Source organism: Polaromonas vacuolata (assembly GCF_012584515.1).
GTDB classification, from domain to species: domain Bacteria; phylum Pseudomonadota; class Gammaproteobacteria; order Burkholderiales; family Burkholderiaceae_C; genus Polaromonas; species Polaromonas vacuolata.
In genome coordinates this window covers 248,318-270,120 of record NZ_CP051461.1, presented here as the reverse complement: position 1 = coordinate 270,120, position 21,803 = coordinate 248,318, and the positions used below count along the sequence as shown (strand labels likewise).

Here is a 21,803-nt window from a genome sequence, read left to right as displayed (position 1 = left end):
TTACTTAGCGTATTGGCTCAATTGCTGCGCTCACGCGATGTGCCGATGACCTTGTTTGTTGCAAGCTCGATCTGATCGTGGCTCTCAACACCGATTGAACGGTCTGCGCTAACTTGGCAATCTCTATGTAACCGCGATGTACGAAGCAGATAATAAGCTTTGCATTTGTGAGGCATCAAATATTAGTTGGCTCCAAGGCAACGCGGCCGTAAGTGTCTTCAAAACGCACGATATCGTCTTCGCCTAGGTAGCTACCGGACTGGACTTCTATCATCTCTAAATCAGTTTTGCCGGGATTTTCTAGGCGATGCTTGACGCCCAAAGGAATGTAAGTACTTTGATTTTCAGCCAATAGAATTTCTTCTTCCCCCCGAGTCACCAAGGCCGTGCCTTTGACCACAATCCAGTGCTCTGCTCGGTGGTGATGCATTTGCAAGCTGAGCTTGGCGCCTGGGCGTACGGTGATGCGCTTGACCTGAAAGCGATCGCCTCGATCTATGCTGTCGTACCAACCCCAAGGCCGCGCCACTTTGCGGTGTAGGCTAGCCTCTGGTTTTTCCTTCATGTGCAGTTGCGCCACCACCGTTTTAACCTGTTCAGCATAATTAGTGTTAGCCACAAGCAGCGCATCTGGTGTGTCTATCACCAGCAAATCCTGTGTACCTAAAGTCACGACGACGCGGTGCGGAGAGTGAATAAACGTCCGCTGGCTTTGAATTGTCAGACCATGTCCGTCGACGCGGTTGCCGTGCTCGTCAGCGGGGATCAAGTCCGCGACGGCATTCCAGCTACCCACATCACTCCAGGCACCCGAGAAAGGCACGACAGCTACGTTTTTGTGACGCTCAAGCACCGCGTAATCTATGCTGTCTGATCGGCAGGCGGCGAAAGAAGTCACCGCTGGGCGAATAAACTGATGGTCTTTGCTAGCTTGTGCCATGGCTTGCTGGCAGCTCTGCAAAATGTCAGCTGCGTGCGCCTGCAAGGCCTCAAGCAAAGTACTGGCTTGCGCCAGAAAAATACCCGCATTCCAAAGAACATTACCTTGCAAAATCAGCGCTTGGGCTTTATCTGCGTTGGGCTTTTCGATAAAACGTGCTACGCCAAAACTACCATCACTACTGGTCGCGCCTTGCTCAATATAGCCATATGCCGTGCTGGGAAAGCTGGGCACCACACCAAAGGTAACGATAGCGCCGGCGCGAGCGGCCGCGCAGCCTTGTTGCACCATCGAGGCAAAAGCTTGCGCGTCGGGAATGTGGTGATCAGCAGGACAAAACAGCAACAAGTCTTGGGGTGCAGCCTGCAACGCAGCAAGCGCCATAGCGGGCGCGGTATTACGCGCTATCGGTTCCAAAATAATCGGACCTTTGACTTTGGCCACCTGCATGACTTCAGCAACCAAAAAACGGTGCTCTTCTGACGCGACGCAAATCGCCTCGGAACTGCAGCCAACACCATTGATTTGTGCCACACGCTCTAGCGTGAGTTGCAGCAGGCTTTTGTTATCAATCAACGGAACAAACTGTTTGGGGAAACTCTTACGCGAGAGTGGCCACAGTCGAGTGCCTGAGCCGCCGCAGAGAATAACCGGGATGATTTTTGCGTTAGTCATGAAGTGAATATTGTTTGTTTTGGGATAGGCTGACTGCAGCCGTCGAAGCTTGGACTTCCAGCCTCAGGCTTTTGTAATCAGCCTCATTGCATGTCAGAAAGCGAACTGTCAGGCTAACGTTCTCAGTCATGCCCACGGAGTTAGCAGATAGGTGTGAGTCAGCTTATTTTGGTTCTTGCGAAAGTGCTGCACTTTGTCCAAACTTTCACCGATCAAGACTTTGAGGTAAAAGTTGATTTTATCCAAACTGATACTGAGCACCGGACTCTTCTCGCGCTGGCTTAAACGCGGGTTCTGCGCCAGCAGACACCAGGCCTTGAAGTCGGTTTCTTCGCGCGAATAACTTACCATTATTGGGTAAAAGAAAACAAGAAATGCATACTTTCTGCTCTTAAAAAGATCTATTCAAATTTAAAATGACGTTACCACACTTCATACAGTCAGCTAGGCAAAGCCGTCGTTTTGCATGACATATGACAGAGCTAACGCTTTTACTCGCCACTTACTGAACTTTCGCGAAGGAACGACGTACATCACGCTAGGCGGTGGTTTTACCTTTGTCCCAGCACTTTTTGAAGCTTTGAACTTCTCGCGTTTTAAGTTTTGTGTTTCGCTTTGGAGTGATGGTTTGTACCCGCGCCAAGAACTCAGTGCTTTTAAGCCTGTAGCGCGCCACACGGCCCTCGTGAAGCGGATCAAGGACTTGAGTCAATATGCGTGAGAAATCGTCGGCATCTTTTTCTGACGCTAATGCAATGGCTAATTTTTCGATGGTGGTTGCAGTAGGAATCCATTTCCCTTTGACAACCGTTGGTAGCGCTTAAATCAAAGCCTATCAGTATTGAATTTTCAAGAGATCAGGCTCTGTCCTTGCTGGACTTGTCTCTAAGTAGCACTAATACGACCGCTCATATGCCCACACAAACACATCGATCAAGAGCAGCTGACAAAGATTATGTTTGGCCAGTGCAATATTGCTCGCTAAGCGAGAGAGGCGTTTATTCACACTATCAAAGAGTTGTCGATAAGGCAGTTGCAGCATCAGAAAAAAAACTTGCTCGAACGGGTCTGGGATGGCGCGGGCTTTAGTCCGGAGCAGGCGAAAGTTGTCCTCTAGCAGCCAAGGCATGACCAAGGGGTGAAACACGCTGCCCAAAATGTCTACGGCTCACCGGCAGAAACGTCCGCTACCAGCGTCCTCGCGCATCAAGTTCTGGGATAAAACGGCGTGCAGATTCTAAAAATAAGCAGATAAATACCCGTCTTATAAATATTAACAATCAGCATCTCAATGCTGGTCTTGTGGTTCAAAATCATCAGCATTTCACACGCATTTTTGCCTTGATCCGCTTGTCCAGAATCAGTCAGGTTTTGAGTATCCAAACGGCTATAGCTAATACCTTCTAAGCTGGACAAAGCCCAAGAAGGGTCTAGGAGTAAGCGGCCAAACATTCTCGTGGGCGGAGCCGCTTTCTCGGGTTGACTGACCTAGTGCGGGGCAATGCGATTACCAACGCAATTCGATCAATCCCGCCAATTTTTAGATCGTATTTTTGTCAGTAACTCAAAACCCCTCCAACACAATCTTCCCCCGCGACTTTCCGCTTTCTAGCAGCGCGTGCGCACGTTTGAGATTGCTGGCATTGATACGGCCAAAATTCTCACCCAGCGTGGTTTGAATCAGTCCGGAGTCAACCAGTTCGGCTAACTCGCTGAGTAAACGGCCTTGGCCGGCCATGTCATCGGTGCTGAACAATGAACGGGTAAACATCAGCTCCCAATGCAGCGAGATCGACTTGGCTTTAAGTAGCGTGATGTCTAAAGCCTTTGGGTCATCAATTAAACCGAACTTGCCTTGGGGCGCGATAACGGCGGCGAGTTCGGCGAAGTGGGCTTCGGTCTGGGTCAGGCTGACCACATACTCGACCTGCGGTATGCCTATGCGTTTAAGCTCATCTGCGAAGGACAAGCTGTGGTCAATCACATGGTGAGCGCCGAGTTGCTTTACCCAAGCTTTGGTCTCTGGCCGGGAAGCCGTGCCAATCACCGTCAAAGCCGTCAGGCGGCGGGCCAGTTGCAGCATGATGGAGCCCACACCGCCGGCCGCGCCGACGATTAACAAGCTCGCGTTGCTCGGCTGTTTGCCAGGCACGATTCCTAAACGATCAAAAAGCATTTCCCAAGCGGTGATGGCAGTAAGCGGCAAGGCGGCGGCTTGGGCGAAGTCTAGCGACGTCGGCATTTTGCCGACAATGCGCTCGTCCACCACATGCAACTCGCTGTTGCTGCCTTGGCGAGCAATCGAGCCGGCATACCAAACCCGGTCACCGGCCTTAAAGCCCGACACGCCAGCGCCGACTGCGCGCACCACACCGGCGACATCCCAGCCCAGCACTTTCCACTCACCGGCTTCGGCTGCGGCGCTTTGGCGAATCTTGGTGTCAACTGGATTGACAGAGACGGCACGCACTTCTACTAACAAATCGCGCGCACCGGGAACCGGATCAGCAAGAGTTATGTCTTGGAGGGAATCGGCTTGACTAATTGGCAAGGACTTTTGGTAGGCGACAGCTTTCATACGGGAGATCTTCTGGAGTAAATTAACCCGCCAGTATGTGCGATCGCCTATTCCAGCATGGCTAGGCAGGCCTTAATCGGTCGCCGCTAGCTGCACATTGTTGGCTCTAAAACTCTGGGCGCTAGCCATAGGCCAGTACTGGCGAAAGACATGTAGCTGGCGCTCTAGTGAGCCGAGCAGCGCGCCAGGCTCTACCTGCATGATCAGGTGACTGAGTAGCCGCACCTCGGTATCGGTCAGCCGGCGCACGATGTGGTGAGCGTTGATCTCTTGCGGATGCGACAGCCCTGCGGCTTGCACCAGCTCTTGCAGTGCGTGCAAGGTGCTGCGATGAAAATTTTCTACCCGCTCGGCCTTATCCGGCACAACCAGCGCCTGCTGGCGCCACTTATCTTGGGTCGTCACACCGGTGGGGCATTTACCGGTGTGGCAGGTTTGCGCCTGTATGCAACCGAGCGCCATCATGAAGCCGCGCCCGGCATTACACCAATCTGCGCCCAGTGCCATCAAGCGCAGCATGTCAAAAGCGCTGATGACCTTGCCGGCAGCGCCTATCGAGATGCGGTGACGCAAGTTCACGCCCAGCAAGGTGTTGTGAACCAGCAGCAAGCCTTCTTGTAGTGGCGCGCCGACGTGGTCACTGAACTCAACCGGTGCTGCGCCCGTGCCGCCCTCAGCGCCGTCAACGACGATGAAGTCAGGCGTGATGCCAGTCTCCAGCATGGCTTTGACAATCGCAAACCATTCCCAAGGATGGCCAATACAAAGCTTAAAGCCGGTTGGCTTGCCGCCGGACAACCGGCGCAAGCGGGCGATGAAATGCATCATCTCTAAAGGTGTTGAAAACGCGCTGTGGCTGGCCGGCGAAATGCAGTCCTCGCCAACCGGTACGCCGCGCGCAGCCGCAATTTCTGGCGTGACTTTGGAGCCTGGCAACACGCCGCCGTGACCGGGCTTAGCGCCCTGACTCATCTTGAGTTCAATCATTTTGACCTGTGGGTCTAGCGCGTTGACGGTAAAGCGCTCCTCGCTAAAGCTGCCGTCATCATGACGGCAGCCAAAGTAGCCTGAGCCTATCTCCCAGATCAAGTCGCCGCCGTGAACACGGTGGTGCTGCGAGATAGAACCCTCGCCCGTGTCGTGCGCAAAGCCGCCCAACTTAGCGCCCTTGTTCAAAGCCATGATGGCGTTGGCCGATAAAGCACCGAAACTCATGGCCGAAATATTAAACACGCTGGCGCTATAAGGCTGTGTGCAAGGCTGAACAGATTCCGCGGCCTGACCCGGCGTGCCGCCTATCCAGATTCGAAAGTCATGTGACGCCAACTTGGTGGGCAGCATGGAATGGTTAACCCATTCATAGCCTTGTGAGCCCACATCTAAGTGAGTACCAAACGGCCGACTGTCGGGCGCACCTTTGGCGCGTTGATACACCAACGAACGCTGGGCGCGTGAAAAAGGCGTTGCCTCGCTATCGCTTTCAATGAAGTACTGGCGCATTTCCGGGCGTATAAACTCGAATAAAAACCGCAGATGGCCAAGCACCGGGTAGTTGCGCAAAATCGCATGCCTAGACTGCCTCAGATCAAAAATACCAAGCGCTACCAAGCACAAACAAAGTAAACCGACCAGTAATAGCCCGGCGGAATGCTGTACCAACGCCGCCGCTAAAGCCAGCAGCGTGCCGACGCTGCAAAGGGCAAAAAAGAAGTATCGCGCGGGGAGTAAGTGAGTGAGTCGCTTGAGCATCAAGAGTGCTTTCTGTGTCGGGCTGAGAAAAAGAAAGTTCATCTATAACGGCATGCCAAGCCTAACAAGCTCGCATTGCACATGGGCAGATACACTAATCCATCATATGAGCCTCATTCGAGGCTTGCTACCCCATACGTGATTTGCAATGACAACCAACCCATCCAAACCCGACGCACTGACAACCAGCGCATTTCTTGAAGCCGAAGATTTTGACGCAATAGACGCCATACTCGACGAAATGCGCAGCCGCTATGACGAGACACCACAGTGGGAATTTTGTGAAGGCTTTATGGCCGCCGTGATTTGTTCACGCCGCACCATACCCGCGAGCGAATACCTACAGGCCTTGTTAGGTGTTGAAGATGCTGAAGATACTGAAATCTTGGCCAGCACGCCTAGCGATCAAAGCCCCGACGAAGAAGCCAGCAGCTTTGCCGATGCCGCCCAAAAGGCGCGCTTTATGGAACTCTGGTTACGGCGCTGGGAAGAGGTGCGCAGCTCGCTCGATGAAGAAGTCGACACACTAGAAGACGAGCGCTGCTACCACCCCGAAGTCACCGATATTCGCGGCGCTATCGCCGAGATGCCGGAAGAAGAAAGCGCCGCCTTCAAAGACGAAGCCTTACCAGCTTTTGCCCAAGTTTGGGCGCTGGGCTTTATGTTTGCGGTCGAATACTGGCCCGAAGACTGGGTCGCACCCCGCGACAAAGACGCCGCCAAATGGTTAGATGGCGCACTACAAGCGATAGTCGCCATGACCGAAGACGACGAAGCAGAACCCGAAGTCTCACCCATGTCCGAAGACGGTCCACCCAGCGTCAGCATTGCCAGGCTCAACGCCTTTGGTGAAGCTATCTGGGCGGTATACGACCTGCGCGAGTTGTGGAAAACACTGGGTGCACGGGTAGAAACCGTACGCGTTGAAGCAACACCGGGACGCAATGATATTTGTCCTTGCGGTAGCGGGAAAAAATATAAAAAGTGCTGCGGCAAGTAAGCGGTCTGTCTCGCACGATTGGAGCCGTCGGAAGATCAGTTAAAGCCAACGCGGACTGACCCCAGCCGGCGATGCAAAACACGTCAACACGATAGCAAACCCCATCAGCTTGGGTAGCCTCACGCACAGACATGAGCGCTAAACCTTGGGTAGCTACATACTTCAAGTATGCAGATGCACTGCCTCAGGCACAACAAAAGCTAGTGGAGAAACGCTCGCTGATCTTTGAAGGCAGGCTTTCTAAGTTAGATGGCCGTTAGCGTTAGGCGTCTGGCAAGACACCTAACGCCTAATACAAAACATCCGCTGCGCCTTTATTAATCCTGCGTGAAAAACGTCCTCAACAAATCCGTCGTCTGACCCGGCAACTCCTCCGGCAGAAAATGTCCAGCAGCCAGCATTTGCCCCGACAACTGACCGGCGCATTGGGCGCGCCACAAAGCCATGGGATCAAACAGGCGGTTCACCACGCCGCGCTCGCCCCACAGCAGCAGCGTGTCGCAGGTGATTTTCTCGCCTTTCAAACGGCTCTGCCGGTCGTGTTCTAAGTCAATGCCAGCGCTGGCGCGGTAGTCTTCGCAAGCCGCATGCAAGGCTTGGGGGTTGCAAAAACGCAGTTCGTATTCAGCCAGCGCGCGCGGCTCTATGTAGCTAAGACCGGTGCTGCCCCAGCCGCCCAACTTGGCATGCAGGTAGATCGTGGCGGTAACCGGATCGGCTGCGCCCATCATGGTCTCGGGCAGTGGTGAGGGCTGCAGCATGTGAAACCAGTGGTAGTAGCTGCGGGCAAACTCCATATACGGCGCGGTCATGCTGGCGCCTTCATACATGTCTAGCGTGGGCGCGATATCTATGACGCAGAGTTTTTTCACGTGAGTCGGATGATCTAGCGCGAGTCGGTGCGCCACACGAGCACCGCGGTCATGGCCGGCGAGAAAGAACGTATCGAAACCTAAGACTTCCATCAGCTCAGCCATGTCTTCGGCCATGTTGCGCTTGCTGTAATTGCTGTGGTCCGACAGACCTGCTGGCTTGGCCGATTCACCATAGCCGCGTAGGTCCGGCATAACCAGACAGTAGTGCTGCCTTAGCTGCTGGGCAACCCGGTGCCACATGACGTGCGACTGCGGAAAACCATGCAGCAAGAGCAGCGGCTCTCGCTTGTCATCTAAACCGGCTCTGGACTCAAAACGTGCGTGAATTGTCGTGCCATTGACCTCAAAATCAGCCTCCTCGAAATCCGTGAACCAATCGCTATTGCCAGCATTTTTTTCGGTGACTTGGATATCATTTGGCATAAGGGCTTTCGTAGATGTTGTACCGGTTAGCTTTTACAAAACAGTTTAGTGCTATTGGTCTTTGAGCAACTGGATTAATCGGCGCAGTGCGTGTGCCACAGTTGCTAGTCGCACAGCAGCGCGATCGCCAGAAAAATGCATGACTTCTGTGATTTGCTGAACTGGCGTTGCAAAACCAAACCAGACCGTACCCACCGGTTTTTGCGCACTACCGCCGCCTGGGCCGGCAACACCAGTCACGGCGACGGCAACTTGGGCCAGTGAATGCTCAAGCGCGCCCAGCACCATGGCTTTAGCGACTGGCTGACTGACCGCGCCTTCATGCGCAATCAGCTCGGCGTCTACGCCTAGCATCGCGGTTTTAGCAGCGTTGGAGTAAGTCACAAAGCCGCGCTCAAACCAAGCGCTAGAGCCGACTAAATCAGTACAGCTCGCAGCTATCAGGCCGCCAGTGCAGCTCTCGGCAGTGGCGAGGCGATAGTTATTTTTTAAAAGCCATTGCGCCAGCGTTTCAACATCGGCGGCACTGCTCTGATGGGATAAGTCTGTCATCGGTAAAACGTCCATAAAGCGATCACTAGCAAAGCGCAAAACGCCGCGACCAAATCGTCAAACATAATGCCAAAGCCGCCGCGAGCATTCAGCCCTTTAAAGTTCTGATCGGCCCAGCCGACTGGTCCGGGCTTGGCAGCATCGAAAAAACGAAACAGCGCGAAAGCCACCAGTTGGCCGATAAAACCAACCGGCATGACCAGCCACAAGATCAGCCAGAAGGCGACGATTTCGTCCCACACAATGCTGCCTGGATCAGCTACCTGCATATGTTTGGCGGTCACGGTGCAAGCCCACCAACCGAGCGGCAGGCTAACGGCAATCAACCAGCCAATTTGCGCTGATGAAAACCAGTTTTGCAGCGCCAAATAAGCCAGCCAAGCCCACAAGGTGCCGGCTGTACCGGGCGCAATAGGACTCAGACCAGAGCCAAAACCCAGCGCCAAAATATGAGCCGGGTGGCGCAACATAAAGCTAGCGTTGGGCTTGAAAGGTTTGGGCTTAGCGCCAGCGGTGGCGACAAAGGCGAAATCAACGTCAGTTGGTTTGACTGGCGAGGAGAAATTGTGGTCATTCATGGAAGTGTAATTTTGGCATAAGCTAAAGAGTGATGATGATTAACATCGCGAATGATTGATACGTTCAGTATCAATAGTTTGCAAGCAAGAAACTCTGAACAAAGCAGTCATAGGAAATAGTCATGCGCATCAAACTTTTTTTATTAGCCGGCACCGCCTTGCTACTATCGGCCTGCGCGGTTCAGCAAGTGCAGCTTGGTTCGTCGCGCGAAGAAGTCATCTCGCGCTACGGAAAACCTAGCGCTACCGTCGTCATGCCCTCGGGCACAACCCGGTTGCAGTATTCCTTGCAGCCCGCCGGCCAGAGTGCGGTGATGGTTGACCTTGACGCGGCCGGCAAGGTTGTCGCCGCAGGCGAAGCATTAAATCCAGCCGGATTTGCGCAGGTAGAAATCGGTAAATGGACACGCGCCGACGCAGAGCGCGCGTTCGGCCCGCCAGCCTGGGTAGACCGCGTGTATAGCTGGCCCGGCGACATCATGAACTACCGCTGGCGCGATGCGACCAACGACATGCTCTTTTGGGTTTATCTTGACGACAAAGGCCTGGTTCAGCGTATAGGCCAAGGCATTGAACACCGCAACGATTCCATATTGGACAATTAATCTTTGTTGCTCGGGCTGACGAGCCCTTCGTTTTTAAGTTTCAAGGCGGTTTCATACAGCTCATTGCGTGGCGCGCCTGTGATGTCGGCCGCCAGCTTAACCGCAGTCTTTAAAGGCAGCTGAGCCAACAAAAGAATCAATACCCGGCTGCCATCATCTGCCGGTAAAGCTTGAGCAGCAGGGTGAAGCACCAGCACAAATTCGCCACGTGTTCGCTGCGCGCCGGCCGCCAGCCAAGCTGCAAAGCCATCGGCTGTGACGGTGGCGATTTCTTCAAATTGTTTGGTTAGCTCACGGCCTATGGTGATTAAGCGCTGACCTAAAGGTGCCATGGCCAGCGCCAGCGCTTCTATGCGGTGGGGCGCTTCAAGAATCACCACAGCTCTGGCTTCAGCCAGCAAACCGGTCACGGCTTGATCGCGCTCACCGGCTTTGCTGGGCAAAAAACCCGCAAAAATAAAACCCGAATCACCGTGTTGAGCAATGCCAGCCGCGCTGAGTGCAGTCGTCACACTGCTCGCACCCGGCAGGGGTAACACGCGTAAGCCAGCGGCGCGCACAGCGGCGACTAAACGCGCACCGGGGTCACTCACAGCCGGTGTGCCAGCATCGCTGACGTAAGCCACGCGCTCACCGCGCTGGAGCCGTTCAACAATGCCGACTGCCGCTTCGGCCTCGTTGTGTTGATGCACCGGCAGCAGCGTTTTTTCAATCCCGTACTGGCGTAGTAAACCCTGGGTGTGACGGGTATCTTCGCAGGCAATGACGCTGGCGAGTTGCAGCAAATGCAGGGCCCGAAGGCTGATGTCCGCTAGATTGCCTATGGGTGTGGCTACCACATAGAGGGTACTTTCCGGATAATGCTGCATGCCGGCAGCGGCGGTTGCCGCGCTCAGTGCCAGGTCGAAGGAGGCGTTCAATGTGGAATTCCAAGAAACTGTTGTCAAGGCCGCAGCGAGTCCGCGCGGATGGGTTGCCGGCATTAGCAAGCACCAAAGCATCTGCTGCAGAACCGACCAAAATTAACCCAAGTCAGCTTACCACCAAGCGGCGTGGCGACCAGGCAGAAGCTTTGGCGCTGGCGTTTTTAAATCGAGCGGGTCTCAAGCTCATACAAAGCAATTACAAAACCCCGGGACGCGGCGGCGGCGAGATTGATTTGGTGATGCAAGAGCGGGACAGCACACTGGTGTTTATCGAAGTACGCCAGCGCTCAACTCAATCGCATGGCGGCGCGGGCGCTAGCATCAGCACACACAAGCAGCGCCGGATTATTTTGGCGGCGCGTTATTTTTTGATGCAATTTTCCAGCCCACCGCCTTGTCGGTTTGACGTCTTACTCATGGACGGCAAACTTTCACAGGCCAACACTGAGTGGATAAAGGGCGCTTTTGAAGCTTCCTAGGGTTAACCACAAGGTCATTTTTTAAGTCTATTTGTCCCGCTATCATTGGTACATGCTAGAACAACGAATCGAACAGCACTTCATCGACAGCGCCGACCTCAAATACCAGGCCGCGCACGTCTTATCCAAACCCATTGCGGCGGCAGTGCAAGCCATACTGGCGAGTGTGACCAGCGGCGGCAAAGTGCTGGCCTGTGGCAACGGCGGCTCGGCTGCTGATGCGCAGCATTTTGCGGCGGAATTCATAGGCCGCTACGAGCGCGAACGACCCGAGTTGGCCGCGATTGCCTTGACCACCGACAGCTCCATCATTACCGCGATTGCCAATGACTATGACTTCAACGTCATTTTTTCTAAGCAAGTACGCGGCTTAGGCAGTACTGGCGACGTGTTGCTGGCACTGAGCACCAGCGGCAATTCCGCCAACGTGCTTGCCGCGATTGAAGCCGCACATGAGCGCGACATGACCGTGGTGGCTCTGACCGGCAAAGGCGGCGGAAAAATCACCCAAGCGCTGCGCGAGACCGATGTGCATATCTGCGTGCCGCATGACCGCACCGCGCGCATTCAGGAAGTTCACCTGTTGGTGCTGCACTGCATATGTGACGGCGTTGACACCCAATTACTTGGCGATCAGGAAACAGGAACATGAAAACTCTTTTGAATATCAAACGGTTAGGCTTGACCGCTATAGCGGTGAGTTTGGTTGGCGGCGCGCTATCAGCTTGCGTACCGCTGCTACTAACAGGTGCGGCTGGCAGCAGCGCATTGATTGCCACAGATCGCCGGACCTCGGGCACTCAGCTTGAAGACCAAGGCATAGAACTGCGCGCTGGCAACGAAATGCGCACAGCCTTCGGTAGCCGTAATCACATCAATGTCAATAGTTATAACCGCCAAGTATTGTTGACGGGTGAGGTCAGCTCAGCAGCAGACAAACTGTCGGCTGAGCAACTCGCCAGAGGCGTGGTGAACGTCAGCTCAGTCATCAACGAGTTGGCGATTATGGGCAATTCTTCACTCACGCAACGCTCCGCTGACGTATTGGTCACGGGACGCGCCAAGGCCATGCTGATTGATGCACAGGATTTGCAAGCCAACACCATTAGCGTCATAACCGAGCGCGGTGTGACCTATTTGATGGGCCGCGTGAGTCAACGTGAAGCAGAGCGCGCAACCGATGTCGTGCGTAGCGTGCCAGGCGTGCTCAAAGTGGTTCGCATCTTCGAAGTCATCAGCGAAAAGGAATTGGCCCGTGAATTGCCAACCCCTCCAGCGCCTCTTGCAGGGCCTAAAAAGCCCTAACGATTAGGTCAGACATAAAGTCTGACCTCGGCCAAAGCGTCAAGCGATAAGGCTTAGCGCAGGCGCTTGATCAAGCTAGAGGTATCCCAGCGTTGACCGCCTATGGCTTGTACATCGGCATAAAACTGATCTACCAACGCCGTCACAGGTAAGCGTGCGCCATTGCGCTTGGCCTCGTCCAGCACTAGGCCTAAGTCCTTGCGCATCCAGTCAACCGCAAAGCCGAAATCAAATTTATCGGCCACCATAGTCTTGCCGCGGTTGTCTAACTGCCAGCTTTGCGCTGCGCCCTTGCCAATCACGTCAAGCACCTGCTCCACATCCAGACCGGCTTTTTGACCAAAAGCTATCGCCTCGCTTAAGGCTTGCACCAGCCCACCGATACAGATTTGGTTGACCATCTTGGTCAACTGACCAGCGCCGCTCTGACCCATCAAGGCAAAGGCCTTGGAGAACGCCATACCGACAGGCTTGACTACATCGAACGCTAGAGCGTCACCACCGCACATTACCGTGAGTGCGCCGTTCTGCGCGCCTGCTTGGCCGCCGGATACCGGCGCATCAACAAACTGCAGGCCTATGTTTTTAGCCGCCGCATAAAGCTCACGCGCGACGTCGGCTGAAGCAGTTGTGTGGTCAACAAAAATCGCACCGGTTTGCATGCCAGCAAAAGCGCCATCAGCGCCCAGCGTGACGGCGCGTAAGTCGTCGTCATTGCCGACGCAGCAAAACACGATATCTGCACCAGCAGCCGCTGCGCGAGGGGTCAAACCGTGGCTAGCGCCTGGAAACTCAGCGCAAAAAGCCACCGCTTTGGCGGCGTTGCGGTTGTAAACGCTGACCTGATGCCCGGCTAACGCGAGGTGACCAGCCATTGGGAAACCCATGACGCCTAAGCCTAAAAAAGCAACTTTGCGCGAGGTCGATGAGAGATAAGGTTTTGCGTTGGTGCTGGACATGGTTTTGTACTGACTCGGGTTGTGGGGCGCAAGTGGCTTGATGCCCCCGGTTTAAAAAATGAAAAAAAAAGTTTAGACGATGGAGAAATCTTCTGTGCCAGCGGATAAGTCTAGCGATTTAGCACGCTGTGAGTTCAGTTTGATCTGCAATCGTAAATCGTTAACGGAGTCGGCATTGCGCAGCGCGTCTTCATAGCTAATTTGATTCGCCTCGAAGATGTCGAATAAAGCTTGGTCGAAAGTCTGCATGCCCAAGTTGCGGCTTTTTTTCATGACCTCCTTGATCTCACCAACCTCACCTTTAAAAATCAGACTTGAGATCAGAGGCGTGTTGAGCAAGACCTCGACGACAGCGATGCGACCAGTGGTGTCCTGTTTCGCAACCAAACGCTGCGATACGATTGCCTTGAGATTGAGGGACATGTCCATCAACAACTGATTGCGACGCTCTTCGGGGAAGAAATTAATCACGCGGTCTAGCGCTTGATTAGCGCTATTGGCATGCAGCGTGGCCAAACACAGGTGGCCGGTTTCTGCAAAGGCAATCGCATGCTCCATCGTTTCGCGGTCGCGAATCTCGCCCATCAAAATCACATCAGGCGCTTGGCGCAAGGTATTTTTCAGCGCCGCTTCCCAGCTATCGGTGTCCAAACCGACTTCACGTTGTGTAACTACGCAATTCTTGTGCGGATGGACAAACTCAATCGGGTCTTCAATCGTGATGATATGACCGTAGGACTGCGAGTTTCGCCAATCCACCATAGCCGCCAACGTCGTCGACTTACCTGAGCCAGTCGCACCGACCAAAATCGTCAGGCCGCGCTTGGCCATCACAACGTCTTTGAGCACTTGGGGTACACCTAGGCCGTCAATTGTCGGTAAGGTAGCGGGGATGACTCGCAGCACCATGCCGACCTTCCCCTGTTGCACAAAGGCATTCACACGAAAACGCCCGACGCCGTCTGGCGAGATGGCGAAATTGCATTCCTTGGTGCGCTCGAACTCGTTGGCTTGCTTGTCAGTCATGACAGCGCTCGTTAAAGCCATGGTGTGGCGGGCATTGAGTGGCTGCGTCGATACCTTGACGATTTGGCCGTCGACCTTAATTGCCGGCGGGTAATCACTGGTGATGAACAAGTCACTACCGTTACGGCTAATCATTAACCTTAAGAGGTCATGAATAAATTTACTGGCTTGGTCACGTTCCATGAACGCTCTCCTTCAAAAAATGACCTAGCCACACTTGGCTGGAAAAATTGGGACTGTGGGGGGAGTAACGGATACAGATCAGCGCATAAGAACAAGGTTTGCACCGAATGTCGGCATCCGCGCGATCAAGCCGGAAAATTCTCAGGCATCTTAGCTTTGCTGCGCGCTTCAGCCGAGGAAATGATGTTGCGCTTGACTAAGTCACTCAAACTCTGATCTAAGGTTTGCATGCCAACGCTGTTGCCAGTCTGTATCGTCGAATACATCTGCGCCACTTTGGACTCGCGAATCAGATTTCGAATGGCGCCAGTGCCGAGCATGATTTCATGCGCCGCCACCCGACCGCTGCCGTCTTTAGTCTTGCACAAGGTTTGTGAGATCACCGCTTGCAGGGATTCAGAGAGCATGGAGCGAATCATTTCCTTTTCATCGCCGGGAAACACGTCAATGATGCGGTCTATGGTTTTGGCTGCACTTGAGGTGTGTAACGTAGCAAATACAAGGTGACCTGTTTCAGCGGCCGACATAGCCAGCCGAATAGTCTCAAGATCACGCATCTCGCCAACCAAAATAGCGTCTGGGTCTTCACGCAAAGCGGATTTGAGAGCCCCGCTAAAGCTCAAGGTGTGAGAGCCTACTTCGCGCTGGTTAATCAAACATTTTTTCGACTCGTGCACAAACTCTATGGGATCTTCGACGGTCAAAATATGGCCGTACTCGGTCTCATTGAGAAAATTGATCATGGCCGCCAGCGTGGTGGACTTACCCGAGCCCGTCGGCCCAGTCACCAGCACCATGCCGCGAGGTTTAAGTGCGAGTTCACTGAAAATCTTGGGAGCACCTAGCTGCTCCAGCGTCAAAATTTTTGAGGGGATGGTGCGAAAAACGGCGCCAGCACCGCGTTGGTGATTGAACGCATTGACACGAAAACGTGCCAAACCGTCGATTTCGAAAGAGAAATCAATCTCTAAAAACTCTTCGAAATTTTTACGTTGGCTATCGTTCATGATGTCATACACCATGGCTTGGACCTCTTTGTGATCTAGCGGGTCTATGTTGATGCGCCGCACATCGCCATTAACGCGAATCATGGGCGGCAGTCCTGCAGACAAATGCAAGTCAGAGGCCTTATTTTTGACACTAAAGGCCAGCAGTTGGGTAATGTCCATCCCGGGGGTCCTTAAAAGCAAAAGTTGCACAATCGGCGCCAAGGCTATAGCGGCAAGACCGCTGTCCAGACGTCTTTTGAGATTACAGTCTGATTATGACCATGTTAGTACGCAATATTGAACAACTCCTAGAGCGGATTGACACCGCCTGTCTGGCCGCCGGTAGACCGGCTGGCAGCGTTAAGCTGCTGGCAGTGTCCAAAACTTTTGGCGCAGATGCGGTGATTGCCGCCATGGCCAGCGGCCAGCGCGCGTTTGGCGAGAACTATATCGCCGAAGGTGTGGAGAAAATCCTCGCCTTACGCCAATATTTAGCCCACAAACCCCAGACCGAACCGCTTGAGTGGCACTGCATTGGCCCGGTACAAAGCAATAAAACCCGGCTAGTCGCTGAGCATTTTGATTGGATGGAGTCGCTAGACAGGCTCAAAATCGCCCAGCGCTTAAACGAGCAACGCCCGGCCGATCTAGCGCCGCTACAAGTGTGCCTACAAGTCAATATCGACGGTGGTGCCAATAAGTCAGGCGTGCTACCAGCTGACGCCCTGACATTGGCACTGGAAATTGCCAAACTGCCGCGACTAAGGCTGCGCGGCCTGATGGCTATCCCTGAGCCCGCAGCGGATTTTGCAGCCGCCTGCGCGGTGCATGGCGCTGTGAAAGTGTTGTTCGACAGCATCAACGCCAGCGGTCAGTTGGCCCAAACGATGGATACCTTATCGCTAGGTATGTCGGGAGATATGGAAGCGGCCATCCATTCAGGCAGCACCACGGTACGTGTGGGCACTGCTATTTTTGGTAGTCGCCAAACCCCTTTGGCCTGACAAAGGCCTGGCTTTCTAGCCCAAATCAGTTGGGTTAATTGCAGGCTAGGCCTGGGTCAGTTAGATTTCGATCTTGGAGCCCAACTCCACCACCGAATTATTCGGCAGGTTAAGAAAGTCAGCGGCTGATCCAGCATTGCGGTGCATTTGCGCAAAGAGTTTTTCACGCCATGGCGACATGCCGCCGCCTATCGACGGCACAACCGTATCACGCGACAAAAAGTAGCTCGTGCTCATGGGCTCAGCCTCACAGCCTCGACCCTTCATTTGCTCAAGCGCGCGCGGCACATCCGGATCGTTCTTGAAACCATAGTGAATAGTCACCTGCCAGCAATGCCGACCCAGCGACTCGATGGCCAGGCGTTTTTCTAGACCGATCCAGGGCACTTCGTGGTTAACGACAGTCACAAACAGATTATTTTCATGCAGCACCTTGTTGTGCTTTAGGTTATGCAGCAAAGCGTTCGGCACGGTGCCGGGCTCTGCCGTCATAAACACGGCCGTGCCATCGACACGCACCGGCGGGGTCACGAAGACTGAGTCCAGAAAGCTCTTGAGATCTATCGAGTCATTGCGAAGTTTGTTTTTAAGGATTTGACGGCCATCTTTCCAAGTCACCATCAGCGTGAAAACCGAGCCTGCAATCATGATGGGAAACCAACCTCCATCGACAAACTTGAGCGCGTTTGAAGCCAAGAAAGCAAAATCTATGGCAAAGAAAACACCCGTTGCAGCGAGGCACAACACCAGGGGATATTTCCAGCCGTAGCGCACCACATAAAAAGTCAAGAGGGTAGTGATCAGCATATTGGCGGTGACCGCAATACCGTAAGCCGTAGCAAGAGCATCAGAAGTTTTGAAAAACACCACTGCCAACGCAATGGCGACAAACAAAGCCCAATTGATAAAGGGAATATAGATTTGCCCAGTTTCTTTGATGCTGGTGTGCAACATATGCAAGCGCGGTAAATAGCCCAACTGAATAATTTGCTTGGTCGCGCTGAAGGCACCGGAAATCAAGGCTTGTGAAGCAATCACCGTTGCCATGGTTGCCAGTATCACCATGGGTAGCAGCGCCCAAGCAGGCATCATGAGATAGAAGGGATTCTGGACGGCCGCAGGATTACTCAGCAGCAAAGCGCCTTGCCCCAAATAGTTCAGTGTCAGCGCAGGCATGACGACGGAAAACCAAGCAATGCGTATTGGTTTTTTGCCAAAGTGACCCATGTCCGCATATAAAGCCTCAGCACCGGTCACGCACAGCACAATCGCACCGAGAATAATAAAAGTGGTGCCGGGACTGGCAACCATAAATTTGATCGCGTAGTAGGGATTGAGCGCCAACAAGATACTGGGGTTCTTGACGATTTGCACCACGCCCAGCAGGGCGATAGCGAAAAACCAAACAACCGTAATAGGGCCGAAAAATTTACCTATGCCGCTGGTGCCACGTTTTTGCACCCAAAATAATAAGAACAAGATACCCAGCGTTAGCGGAATAACAAACCGCGTCAACCCGGGCGAGACTACTTCCAAACCTTCGACAGCGGAGAGCACCGAAATGGCCGGCGTAATCACGCCGTCACCGTAAAACAAAGCCGCACCAAACATGCCCACTAGTAGCAGCCGGCGGCGCAAAGCGGGTTTGTGGCGGACTGCGTTTGAGGCCAGCGCCAGCAACGCTGCAGTACCGCCTTCGCCGTTGTTGTCAGCGCGCAGCACCAGCATCACGTATTTCAAAGAGACGATAACGGTAAGCGTCCAAAAGAAAATGGACAAGACGCCATTGATGTTGTCTGGCGTCAGGGCGACGTTGCCATGACGAAAAACCTCTTTGACAGCGTAAAGAACGCTGGTGCCAATATCGCCGTAAACGATGCCAATGGCGCCAACAGTGAGCGCAGAGAGAGATGATTTTGATAGGGACACGAAAACTTTCCGTCTTTGCTCGAGTCAAGAAGAGCATAAGTCACACCATGAGCCAAGACCTAACACTTGCGCCTAAAACGGAAATGATTACCTTTGAGCTGGCTATTTTGCCCCTTGCCGCAGAACTTAAAGGCAGAGGGGCATCAAATCTATTATCTGTGGTGGTTCAACAACTTAATTTGTGAATAACTGACTTTATTCGTCGCTAAGAGGTCAACCGTTCAGTCGTAGACCTCTGCGTCCGGATCCGTCGCTTCAAGCTCGTAACTCGCCGCCAGCATGGCTAGCCGGCCAATCACACCATACATGTAAAAGCGGTTCGGACTGCTAGAGCCCGGCTTTTCGCCGGCTTGCGGCAAACGTCCGTTGTCGGCAAAAGCTAGCGGTACAAAACTCGAACCTGGCGCGTTGAGGTTTTCGTCTACGCCGCGTTCGGCATTGACACGGTAAAAACCACCCACTACATAGCGATCCATCATGTAGACAACTGGCTCAGCCACTGCCTCGTTAACCCGCTCATTAGTGAGCACGCCTTCTTGGATGATGACGTCGGTGACATTGTTAAGGTCATCGCTTGCAGCCATGCGGGCACGCGTTTTTTCTATCAGTTCGGGCAAATCCCGCACATCCCGAACAGTCATGATGCCCATGCCGTGACTGCCGTTGTCAGCCTTGACGATCACAAAGGGCTTTTCGTTGATGCCGTATTCCTTGTACTTGCGCTTGACCTTGGCCAGCATAGCTTCCACGTTGCTAGTGAGGCACTCCATACCGCTGCCGTCAGCAAAGTTGACTTCATCGCACTGCGCATACATGGGATTGATCAGCCATGGGTCTATGCCCAACAGCTTGCCAAAGCGCTTGGAGACTTCTTCATAAGCTTTGAAGTGGCGTGACTTGCGGCGTACCGACCAACTCGCATGCCGGGGTGGCAGCAAGTACTGCTCTTCCAAGTCTTCGAGCATACCGGGAATACCGGTGGACAAATCGTTGTTGAGCAAAATCGTGCAGGGATCGAAATCTTTTAGCCCTAAGCGCCGGTCTGAGCGTATCAGTGGCTCTATGGTGATGGTCTCACCCGTGGGCAAGCTCAAGGTAGTTGGCTCCTTGATCTCGGGGTTGAGCGAGCCAAACCGCACATTCAGGCCGGCCTGATGAAAAATTCGTTTGAGTTGCAGCAAGCTTGAAAGGTAAAAGCTGTTGCGCGGATGATTCTCTGGCACCACCAGCAAGTTGCGCGCCTCGGGACAGATTTTTTCAATCGCTGCCATCGCCGCCTGAACGGCCAACGGCAGCATTTCTGGGGTCAGGTTGTTCCAGCCACCGGGAAATAAATTGGTGGCGACTGGCGCGAGCTTAAAGCCCGCGTTGCGAACATCAACAGAGCTGTAAAACGGTGGTGTGTGTTCCATCCATTCGAGCCGAAACCAGCGCTCGATAGCCGGCATGGAGTCAAGAATGCGTTGCTCAAGCTCGTTAATGGGGACATTCAATGCGGTAATAAGGTGCGGAACCATGCTGTCACTTTCAGATGCGGGGATTGAGGTTATTGTAAATTTTGTTATCAAGCCAGCAGCTGGACGACTATTTTTTTTAAGATGTTGGGGCAATTCGGTTGGCTTGCAAGGCGTACCAGAGACTGTCGCTGGGTTATATCTCTGTTGATTAGCCGCGCACCTCACCTTGGCCTAACACCACGTACTTAAGCGAAGTCAGGCCTTCAATGCCGACTGGGCCACGGGCGTGGAATTTATCTGTGCTGATACCGATTTCTGCGCCCAAACCAAACTCAAAGCCATCGGCAAAGCGCGTGCTGGCATTGACCATCACACTGGCTGAGTCGACTTCGCGCAAAAATTGCTGTGCATGCATATGGTCTCGGGTGAGTATGGCATCGGTATGGTGGCTGGAGTAATGGTTGATGTGGGCAATTGCCGCCGCCACATCCGCCACGATTTTGATGCTGATGATGGGCGCGAGGTATTCCTCAAACCAGTCCTGCTCGCTGGCTAGTGTGATGTGGGCAGAAGCGGCCAGCCCCGGTTGCGCGCGCAAGATTTTGGCGGCCGCCGCATCGCAGCGCATCTCAACACCTTTGGCGGCGTAGACGGCAGCGATAAGCGGTAAAAATTCTTCCGCCACGCCTTCGGCTACCAGCAAACTCTCAGCGGCGTTGCAAGGACTGTATTTTTGTGTCTTGGCGTTGTCGGCAATTTTGACCGCCATGGCGATGTCGCAAGGCGCGTCAACGTATACGTGGCAATTGCCATCAAGATGCTTGATCACCGGCACTCTGGCCTCGCGGCTGACGCGCTCTATCAACCCTTTCCCGCCGCGCGGAATAATCACATCCACAAACTCGGGCATGGTGATTAACAGGCTGACGGCAGCGCGGTCGGTGGTGGGCACGAGTTGCACCACATCGGCGGGCAAGTTGACGGCGACTAAGGCCTGGCGCACCAACAAAGCCAAGGCCTTGTTGGACTCTATGGCTTCTGAGCCACCGCGCAAAATGCAAGCGTTGCCGCTTTTAATCGCTAACGACGCCGCCTCAATCGTCACATTTGGCCGACTTTCGTAAATCATGCCAAATACACCTAGCGGCACGCGCATTTGGCCTACGCGTATGCCACTAAGCTGCTGTTTCATGCCACTGATCTCGCCAATCACGTCGTGCATGGTAGCGAGTTGCTCACAGCCCAGCGCTACGGTGTCAATGATTTTTTCGGTGAGTTTGAGTCGATCCAACATAGGGCCGGAAAGACCCGCCGTTTCTGCCCGCGCTAAATCGCGCTGATTGGCTTCGGCCAGTGGCTGGCGATTGGCGCGCAGCAGTTCGGCGAGTTTTAGCAAGGCCTGCGTTTTGACGGCGCTGGGTGCACGCGCGGCCACAGTAGCAGCAGCTCTGGAACGACCACCCATGGCGCTCATAAACTGTGACAAATCCTGGATTGCTAGGTCGTCGATAACAGCGGCAGACTCTAACAAGCCACTAGTGGGGGTAAGCGAGCTTGACGCAGTAGCGATG

Annotated in this window: 22 protein-coding genes; 8 read left to right on the top strand and 14 right to left on the bottom strand. The window is 53.8% G+C overall.

Annotated features, from left to right (window positions below):
- Positions 1-175: 175 nt before the first annotated feature.
- On the bottom strand, positions 176-1,615 hold the full coding sequence (locus HC248_RS01360) for a mannose-1-phosphate guanylyltransferase/mannose-6-phosphate isomerase (protein WP_168920930.1): 1,440 nt from the start codon (positions 1,613-1,615) through the stop codon (positions 176-178).
- A gap of 466 nt (positions 1,616-2,081) precedes the next feature.
- Here HC248_RS01360 and HC248_RS01355 point away from each other — a divergent pair, with 466 nt between their 5' ends.
- The gene (locus HC248_RS01355) at positions 2,082-2,336 is read left to right on the top strand and encodes a hypothetical protein (protein ID WP_168920929.1); all 255 of its coding nucleotides are present in this window, start codon (positions 2,082-2,084) and stop codon (positions 2,334-2,336) included.
- 174 nt (positions 2,337-2,510) lie between these two features.
- Here the strand turns inward: HC248_RS01355 and HC248_RS01350 are convergent, their stop codons facing one another.
- From HC248_RS01350 to HC248_RS01340, 3 genes are all read right to left on the bottom strand, one after another.
- A complete protein-coding gene (locus tag HC248_RS01350) occupies positions 2,511-2,762 on the bottom strand; it encodes a hypothetical protein (protein WP_168920928.1) in 252 nt (83 codons plus the stop codon).
- A gap of 417 nt (positions 2,763-3,179) precedes the next feature.
- Positions 3,180-4,193, bottom strand: coding sequence for a zinc-binding alcohol dehydrogenase family protein (locus HC248_RS01345; RefSeq protein WP_168920927.1), 1,014 nt, complete (start codon positions 4,191-4,193; stop codon positions 3,180-3,182).
- Positions 4,194-4,265: 72 nt separating this feature from the next.
- Positions 4,266-5,942: an FMN-binding glutamate synthase family protein gene (locus HC248_RS01340; RefSeq protein ID WP_168920926.1), complete on the bottom strand. Its 1,677-nt coding sequence runs from the start codon at positions 5,940-5,942 to the stop codon at positions 4,266-4,268.
- 148 nt (positions 5,943-6,090) lie between these two features.
- Here HC248_RS01340 and HC248_RS01335 point away from each other — a divergent pair, with 148 nt between their 5' ends.
- Positions 6,091-6,942, top strand: a complete 852-nt coding sequence (locus HC248_RS01335) for a UPF0149 family protein (protein WP_168920925.1) — start codon at positions 6,091-6,093, stop codon at positions 6,940-6,942.
- A 317-nt stretch (positions 6,943-7,259) separates the two neighbouring features.
- Here HC248_RS01335 and HC248_RS01330 read toward each other — a convergent pair whose 3' ends face one another.
- From HC248_RS01330 to HC248_RS01320, 3 genes are read right to left on the bottom strand one after another with little or no spacing between them, the layout of a single operon-like run.
- Positions 7,260-8,240, bottom strand: coding sequence for an alpha/beta fold hydrolase (locus HC248_RS01330; RefSeq protein WP_168920924.1), 981 nt, complete (start codon positions 8,238-8,240; stop codon positions 7,260-7,262).
- A 51-nt stretch (positions 8,241-8,291) separates the two neighbouring features.
- Positions 8,292-8,792: a CinA family protein gene (locus HC248_RS01325; RefSeq protein WP_238342687.1), complete on the bottom strand. Its 501-nt coding sequence runs from the start codon at positions 8,790-8,792 to the stop codon at positions 8,292-8,294.
- Positions 8,789-9,262, bottom strand: a complete 474-nt coding sequence (locus HC248_RS01320; RefSeq protein WP_238342772.1) for a phosphatidylglycerophosphatase A family protein — start codon at positions 9,260-9,262, stop codon at positions 8,789-8,791. The genes HC248_RS01325 and HC248_RS01320 overlap by 4 nt, the downstream gene beginning before the upstream one ends.
- 230 nt (positions 9,263-9,492) lie before the next feature.
- On the opposite strand from HC248_RS01320, the gene HC248_RS01315 reads away from it, so the two are divergent.
- Positions 9,493-9,975: a hypothetical protein gene (locus HC248_RS01315; RefSeq protein ID WP_168920921.1), complete on the top strand. Its 483-nt coding sequence runs from the start codon at positions 9,493-9,495 to the stop codon at positions 9,973-9,975.
- Here HC248_RS01315 and rsmI read toward each other — a convergent pair.
- On the bottom strand, positions 9,972-10,844 hold the full coding sequence (gene rsmI / locus HC248_RS01310; protein WP_168923606.1) for a 16S rRNA (cytidine(1402)-2'-O)-methyltransferase: 873 nt from the start codon (positions 10,842-10,844) through the stop codon (positions 9,972-9,974). The two genes, HC248_RS01315 and rsmI, sit on opposite strands and share 4 nt — an antisense overlap.
- A gap of 50 nt (positions 10,845-10,894) precedes the next feature.
- On the opposite strand from rsmI, the gene HC248_RS01305 reads away from it, so the two are divergent.
- From HC248_RS01305 to HC248_RS01295, 3 genes are read left to right on the top strand one after another with little or no spacing between them, the layout of a single operon-like run.
- Complete coding sequence (locus tag HC248_RS01305; RefSeq protein WP_168920920.1) at positions 10,895-11,380, top strand: YraN family protein; 486 nt, start codon at positions 10,895-10,897, stop codon at positions 11,378-11,380.
- 52 nt (positions 11,381-11,432) lie between these two features.
- Complete coding sequence (locus tag HC248_RS01300) at positions 11,433-12,032, top strand: phosphoheptose isomerase (protein WP_168920919.1); 600 nt, start codon at positions 11,433-11,435, stop codon at positions 12,030-12,032.
- Positions 12,029-12,685, top strand: a complete 657-nt coding sequence (locus tag HC248_RS01295) for a BON domain-containing protein (protein WP_168920918.1) — start codon at positions 12,029-12,031, stop codon at positions 12,683-12,685. Before HC248_RS01300 ends, HC248_RS01295 begins: the two co-directional genes overlap by 4 nt.
- A gap of 53 nt (positions 12,686-12,738) precedes the next feature.
- Here the strand turns inward: HC248_RS01295 and HC248_RS01290 are convergent, their stop codons facing one another.
- The 3 genes from HC248_RS01290 to HC248_RS01280 form a co-directional block, all read right to left on the bottom strand.
- The gene (locus HC248_RS01290; protein ID WP_168920917.1) at positions 12,739-13,644 is read right to left on the bottom strand and encodes an NAD(P)-dependent oxidoreductase; all 906 of its coding nucleotides are present in this window, start codon (positions 13,642-13,644) and stop codon (positions 12,739-12,741) included.
- A gap of 72 nt (positions 13,645-13,716) precedes the next feature.
- Entirely contained in the window at positions 13,717-14,853 is a 1,137-nt protein-coding gene (locus HC248_RS01285) for a PilT/PilU family type 4a pilus ATPase (RefSeq protein WP_168920916.1), read from the bottom strand.
- Positions 14,854-14,978: 125 nt separating this feature from the next.
- A complete protein-coding gene (locus HC248_RS01280) occupies positions 14,979-16,022 on the bottom strand; it encodes a type IV pilus twitching motility protein PilT (RefSeq protein ID WP_168920915.1) in 1,044 nt (347 codons plus the stop codon).
- A 95-nt stretch (positions 16,023-16,117) separates the two neighbouring features.
- Between HC248_RS01280 and HC248_RS01275 the strand changes: the two genes are divergently transcribed.
- Positions 16,118-16,846, top strand: a complete 729-nt coding sequence (locus HC248_RS01275; RefSeq protein ID WP_168920914.1) for a YggS family pyridoxal phosphate-dependent enzyme — start codon at positions 16,118-16,120, stop codon at positions 16,844-16,846.
- A 60-nt stretch (positions 16,847-16,906) separates the two neighbouring features.
- Here the strand turns inward: HC248_RS01275 and HC248_RS01270 are convergent, their stop codons facing one another.
- Complete coding sequence (locus tag HC248_RS01270; RefSeq protein ID WP_168920913.1) at positions 16,907-18,775, bottom strand: potassium transporter Kup; 1,869 nt, start codon at positions 18,773-18,775, stop codon at positions 16,907-16,909.
- Between the two features lie 47 nt (positions 18,776-18,822).
- Between HC248_RS01270 and HC248_RS01265 the strand changes: the two genes are divergently transcribed.
- Positions 18,823-18,960, top strand: a complete 138-nt coding sequence (locus HC248_RS01265) for a hypothetical protein (RefSeq protein ID WP_168920912.1) — start codon at positions 18,823-18,825, stop codon at positions 18,958-18,960.
- Between the two features lie 36 nt (positions 18,961-18,996).
- Here the strand turns inward: HC248_RS01265 and gshA are convergent, their stop codons facing one another.
- On the bottom strand, positions 18,997-20,292 hold the full coding sequence (gene gshA, locus HC248_RS01260) for a glutamate--cysteine ligase (protein WP_168920911.1): 1,296 nt from the start codon (positions 20,290-20,292) through the stop codon (positions 18,997-18,999).
- A gap of 148 nt (positions 20,293-20,440) precedes the next feature.
- The gene (locus tag HC248_RS01255; protein WP_238342771.1) at positions 20,441-21,706 is read right to left on the bottom strand and encodes a glutamate-5-semialdehyde dehydrogenase; all 1,266 of its coding nucleotides are present in this window, start codon (positions 21,704-21,706) and stop codon (positions 20,441-20,443) included.
- Positions 21,707-21,803 lie beyond the last annotated feature (97 nt).

Bases quoted from the DNA above. Each gene is read 5' to 3' on its own strand.
- HC248_RS01360 (WP_168920930.1), bottom strand. From the start codon at position 1,615: ATGACTAACGCAAAAATCATCCCGGTTATTCTCTGCGGCGGCTCAGGC.
- HC248_RS01355 (WP_168920929.1), top strand. From the start codon at position 2,082: ATGACATATGACAGAGCTAACGCTTTTACTCGCCACTTACTGAACTTT.
- HC248_RS01345 (WP_168920927.1), bottom strand. From the start codon at position 4,193: ATGAAAGCTGTCGCCTACCAAAAGTCCTTGCCAATTAGTCAAGCCGAT.
- HC248_RS01340 (WP_168920926.1), bottom strand. From the start codon at position 5,942: ATGCTCAAGCGACTCACTCACTTACTCCCCGCGCGATACTTCTTTTTT.
- HC248_RS01335 (WP_168920925.1), top strand. From the start codon at position 6,091: ATGACAACCAACCCATCCAAACCCGACGCACTGACAACCAGCGCATTT.
- HC248_RS01330 (WP_168920924.1), bottom strand. From the start codon at position 8,240: ATGCCAAATGATATCCAAGTCACCGAAAAAAATGCTGGCAATAGCGAT.
- HC248_RS01325 (WP_238342687.1), bottom strand. From the start codon at position 8,792: ATGACAGACTTATCCCATCAGAGCAGTGCCGCCGATGTTGAAACGCTG.
- HC248_RS01320 (WP_238342772.1), bottom strand. From the start codon at position 9,262: ATGTTGCGCCACCCGGCTCATATTTTGGCGCTGGGTTTTGGCTCTGGT.
- HC248_RS01315 (WP_168920921.1), top strand. From the start codon at position 9,493: ATGCGCATCAAACTTTTTTTATTAGCCGGCACCGCCTTGCTACTATCG.
- rsmI (WP_168923606.1), bottom strand. From the start codon at position 10,844: ATGCAGCATTATCCGGAAAGTACCCTCTATGTGGTAGCCACACCCATA.
- HC248_RS01305 (WP_168920920.1), top strand. From the start codon at position 10,895: ATGTGGAATTCCAAGAAACTGTTGTCAAGGCCGCAGCGAGTCCGCGCG.
- HC248_RS01300 (WP_168920919.1), top strand. From the start codon at position 11,433: ATGCTAGAACAACGAATCGAACAGCACTTCATCGACAGCGCCGACCTC.
- HC248_RS01295 (WP_168920918.1), top strand. From the start codon at position 12,029: ATGAAAACTCTTTTGAATATCAAACGGTTAGGCTTGACCGCTATAGCG.
- HC248_RS01290 (WP_168920917.1), bottom strand. From the start codon at position 13,644: ATGTCCAGCACCAACGCAAAACCTTATCTCTCATCGACCTCGCGCAAA.
- HC248_RS01285 (WP_168920916.1), bottom strand. From the start codon at position 14,853: ATGGAACGTGACCAAGCCAGTAAATTTATTCATGACCTCTTAAGGTTA.
- HC248_RS01280 (WP_168920915.1), bottom strand. From the start codon at position 16,022: ATGGACATTACCCAACTGCTGGCCTTTAGTGTCAAAAATAAGGCCTCT.
- HC248_RS01275 (WP_168920914.1), top strand. From the start codon at position 16,118: ATGACCATGTTAGTACGCAATATTGAACAACTCCTAGAGCGGATTGAC.
- HC248_RS01265 (WP_168920912.1), top strand. From the start codon at position 18,823: ATGAGCCAAGACCTAACACTTGCGCCTAAAACGGAAATGATTACCTTT.
- gshA (WP_168920911.1), bottom strand. From the start codon at position 20,292: ATGGTTCCGCACCTTATTACCGCATTGAATGTCCCCATTAACGAGCTT.
- HC248_RS01255 (WP_238342771.1), bottom strand. From the start codon at position 21,706: ATGAGCGCCATGGGTGGTCGTTCCAGAGCTGCTGCTACTGTGGCCGCG.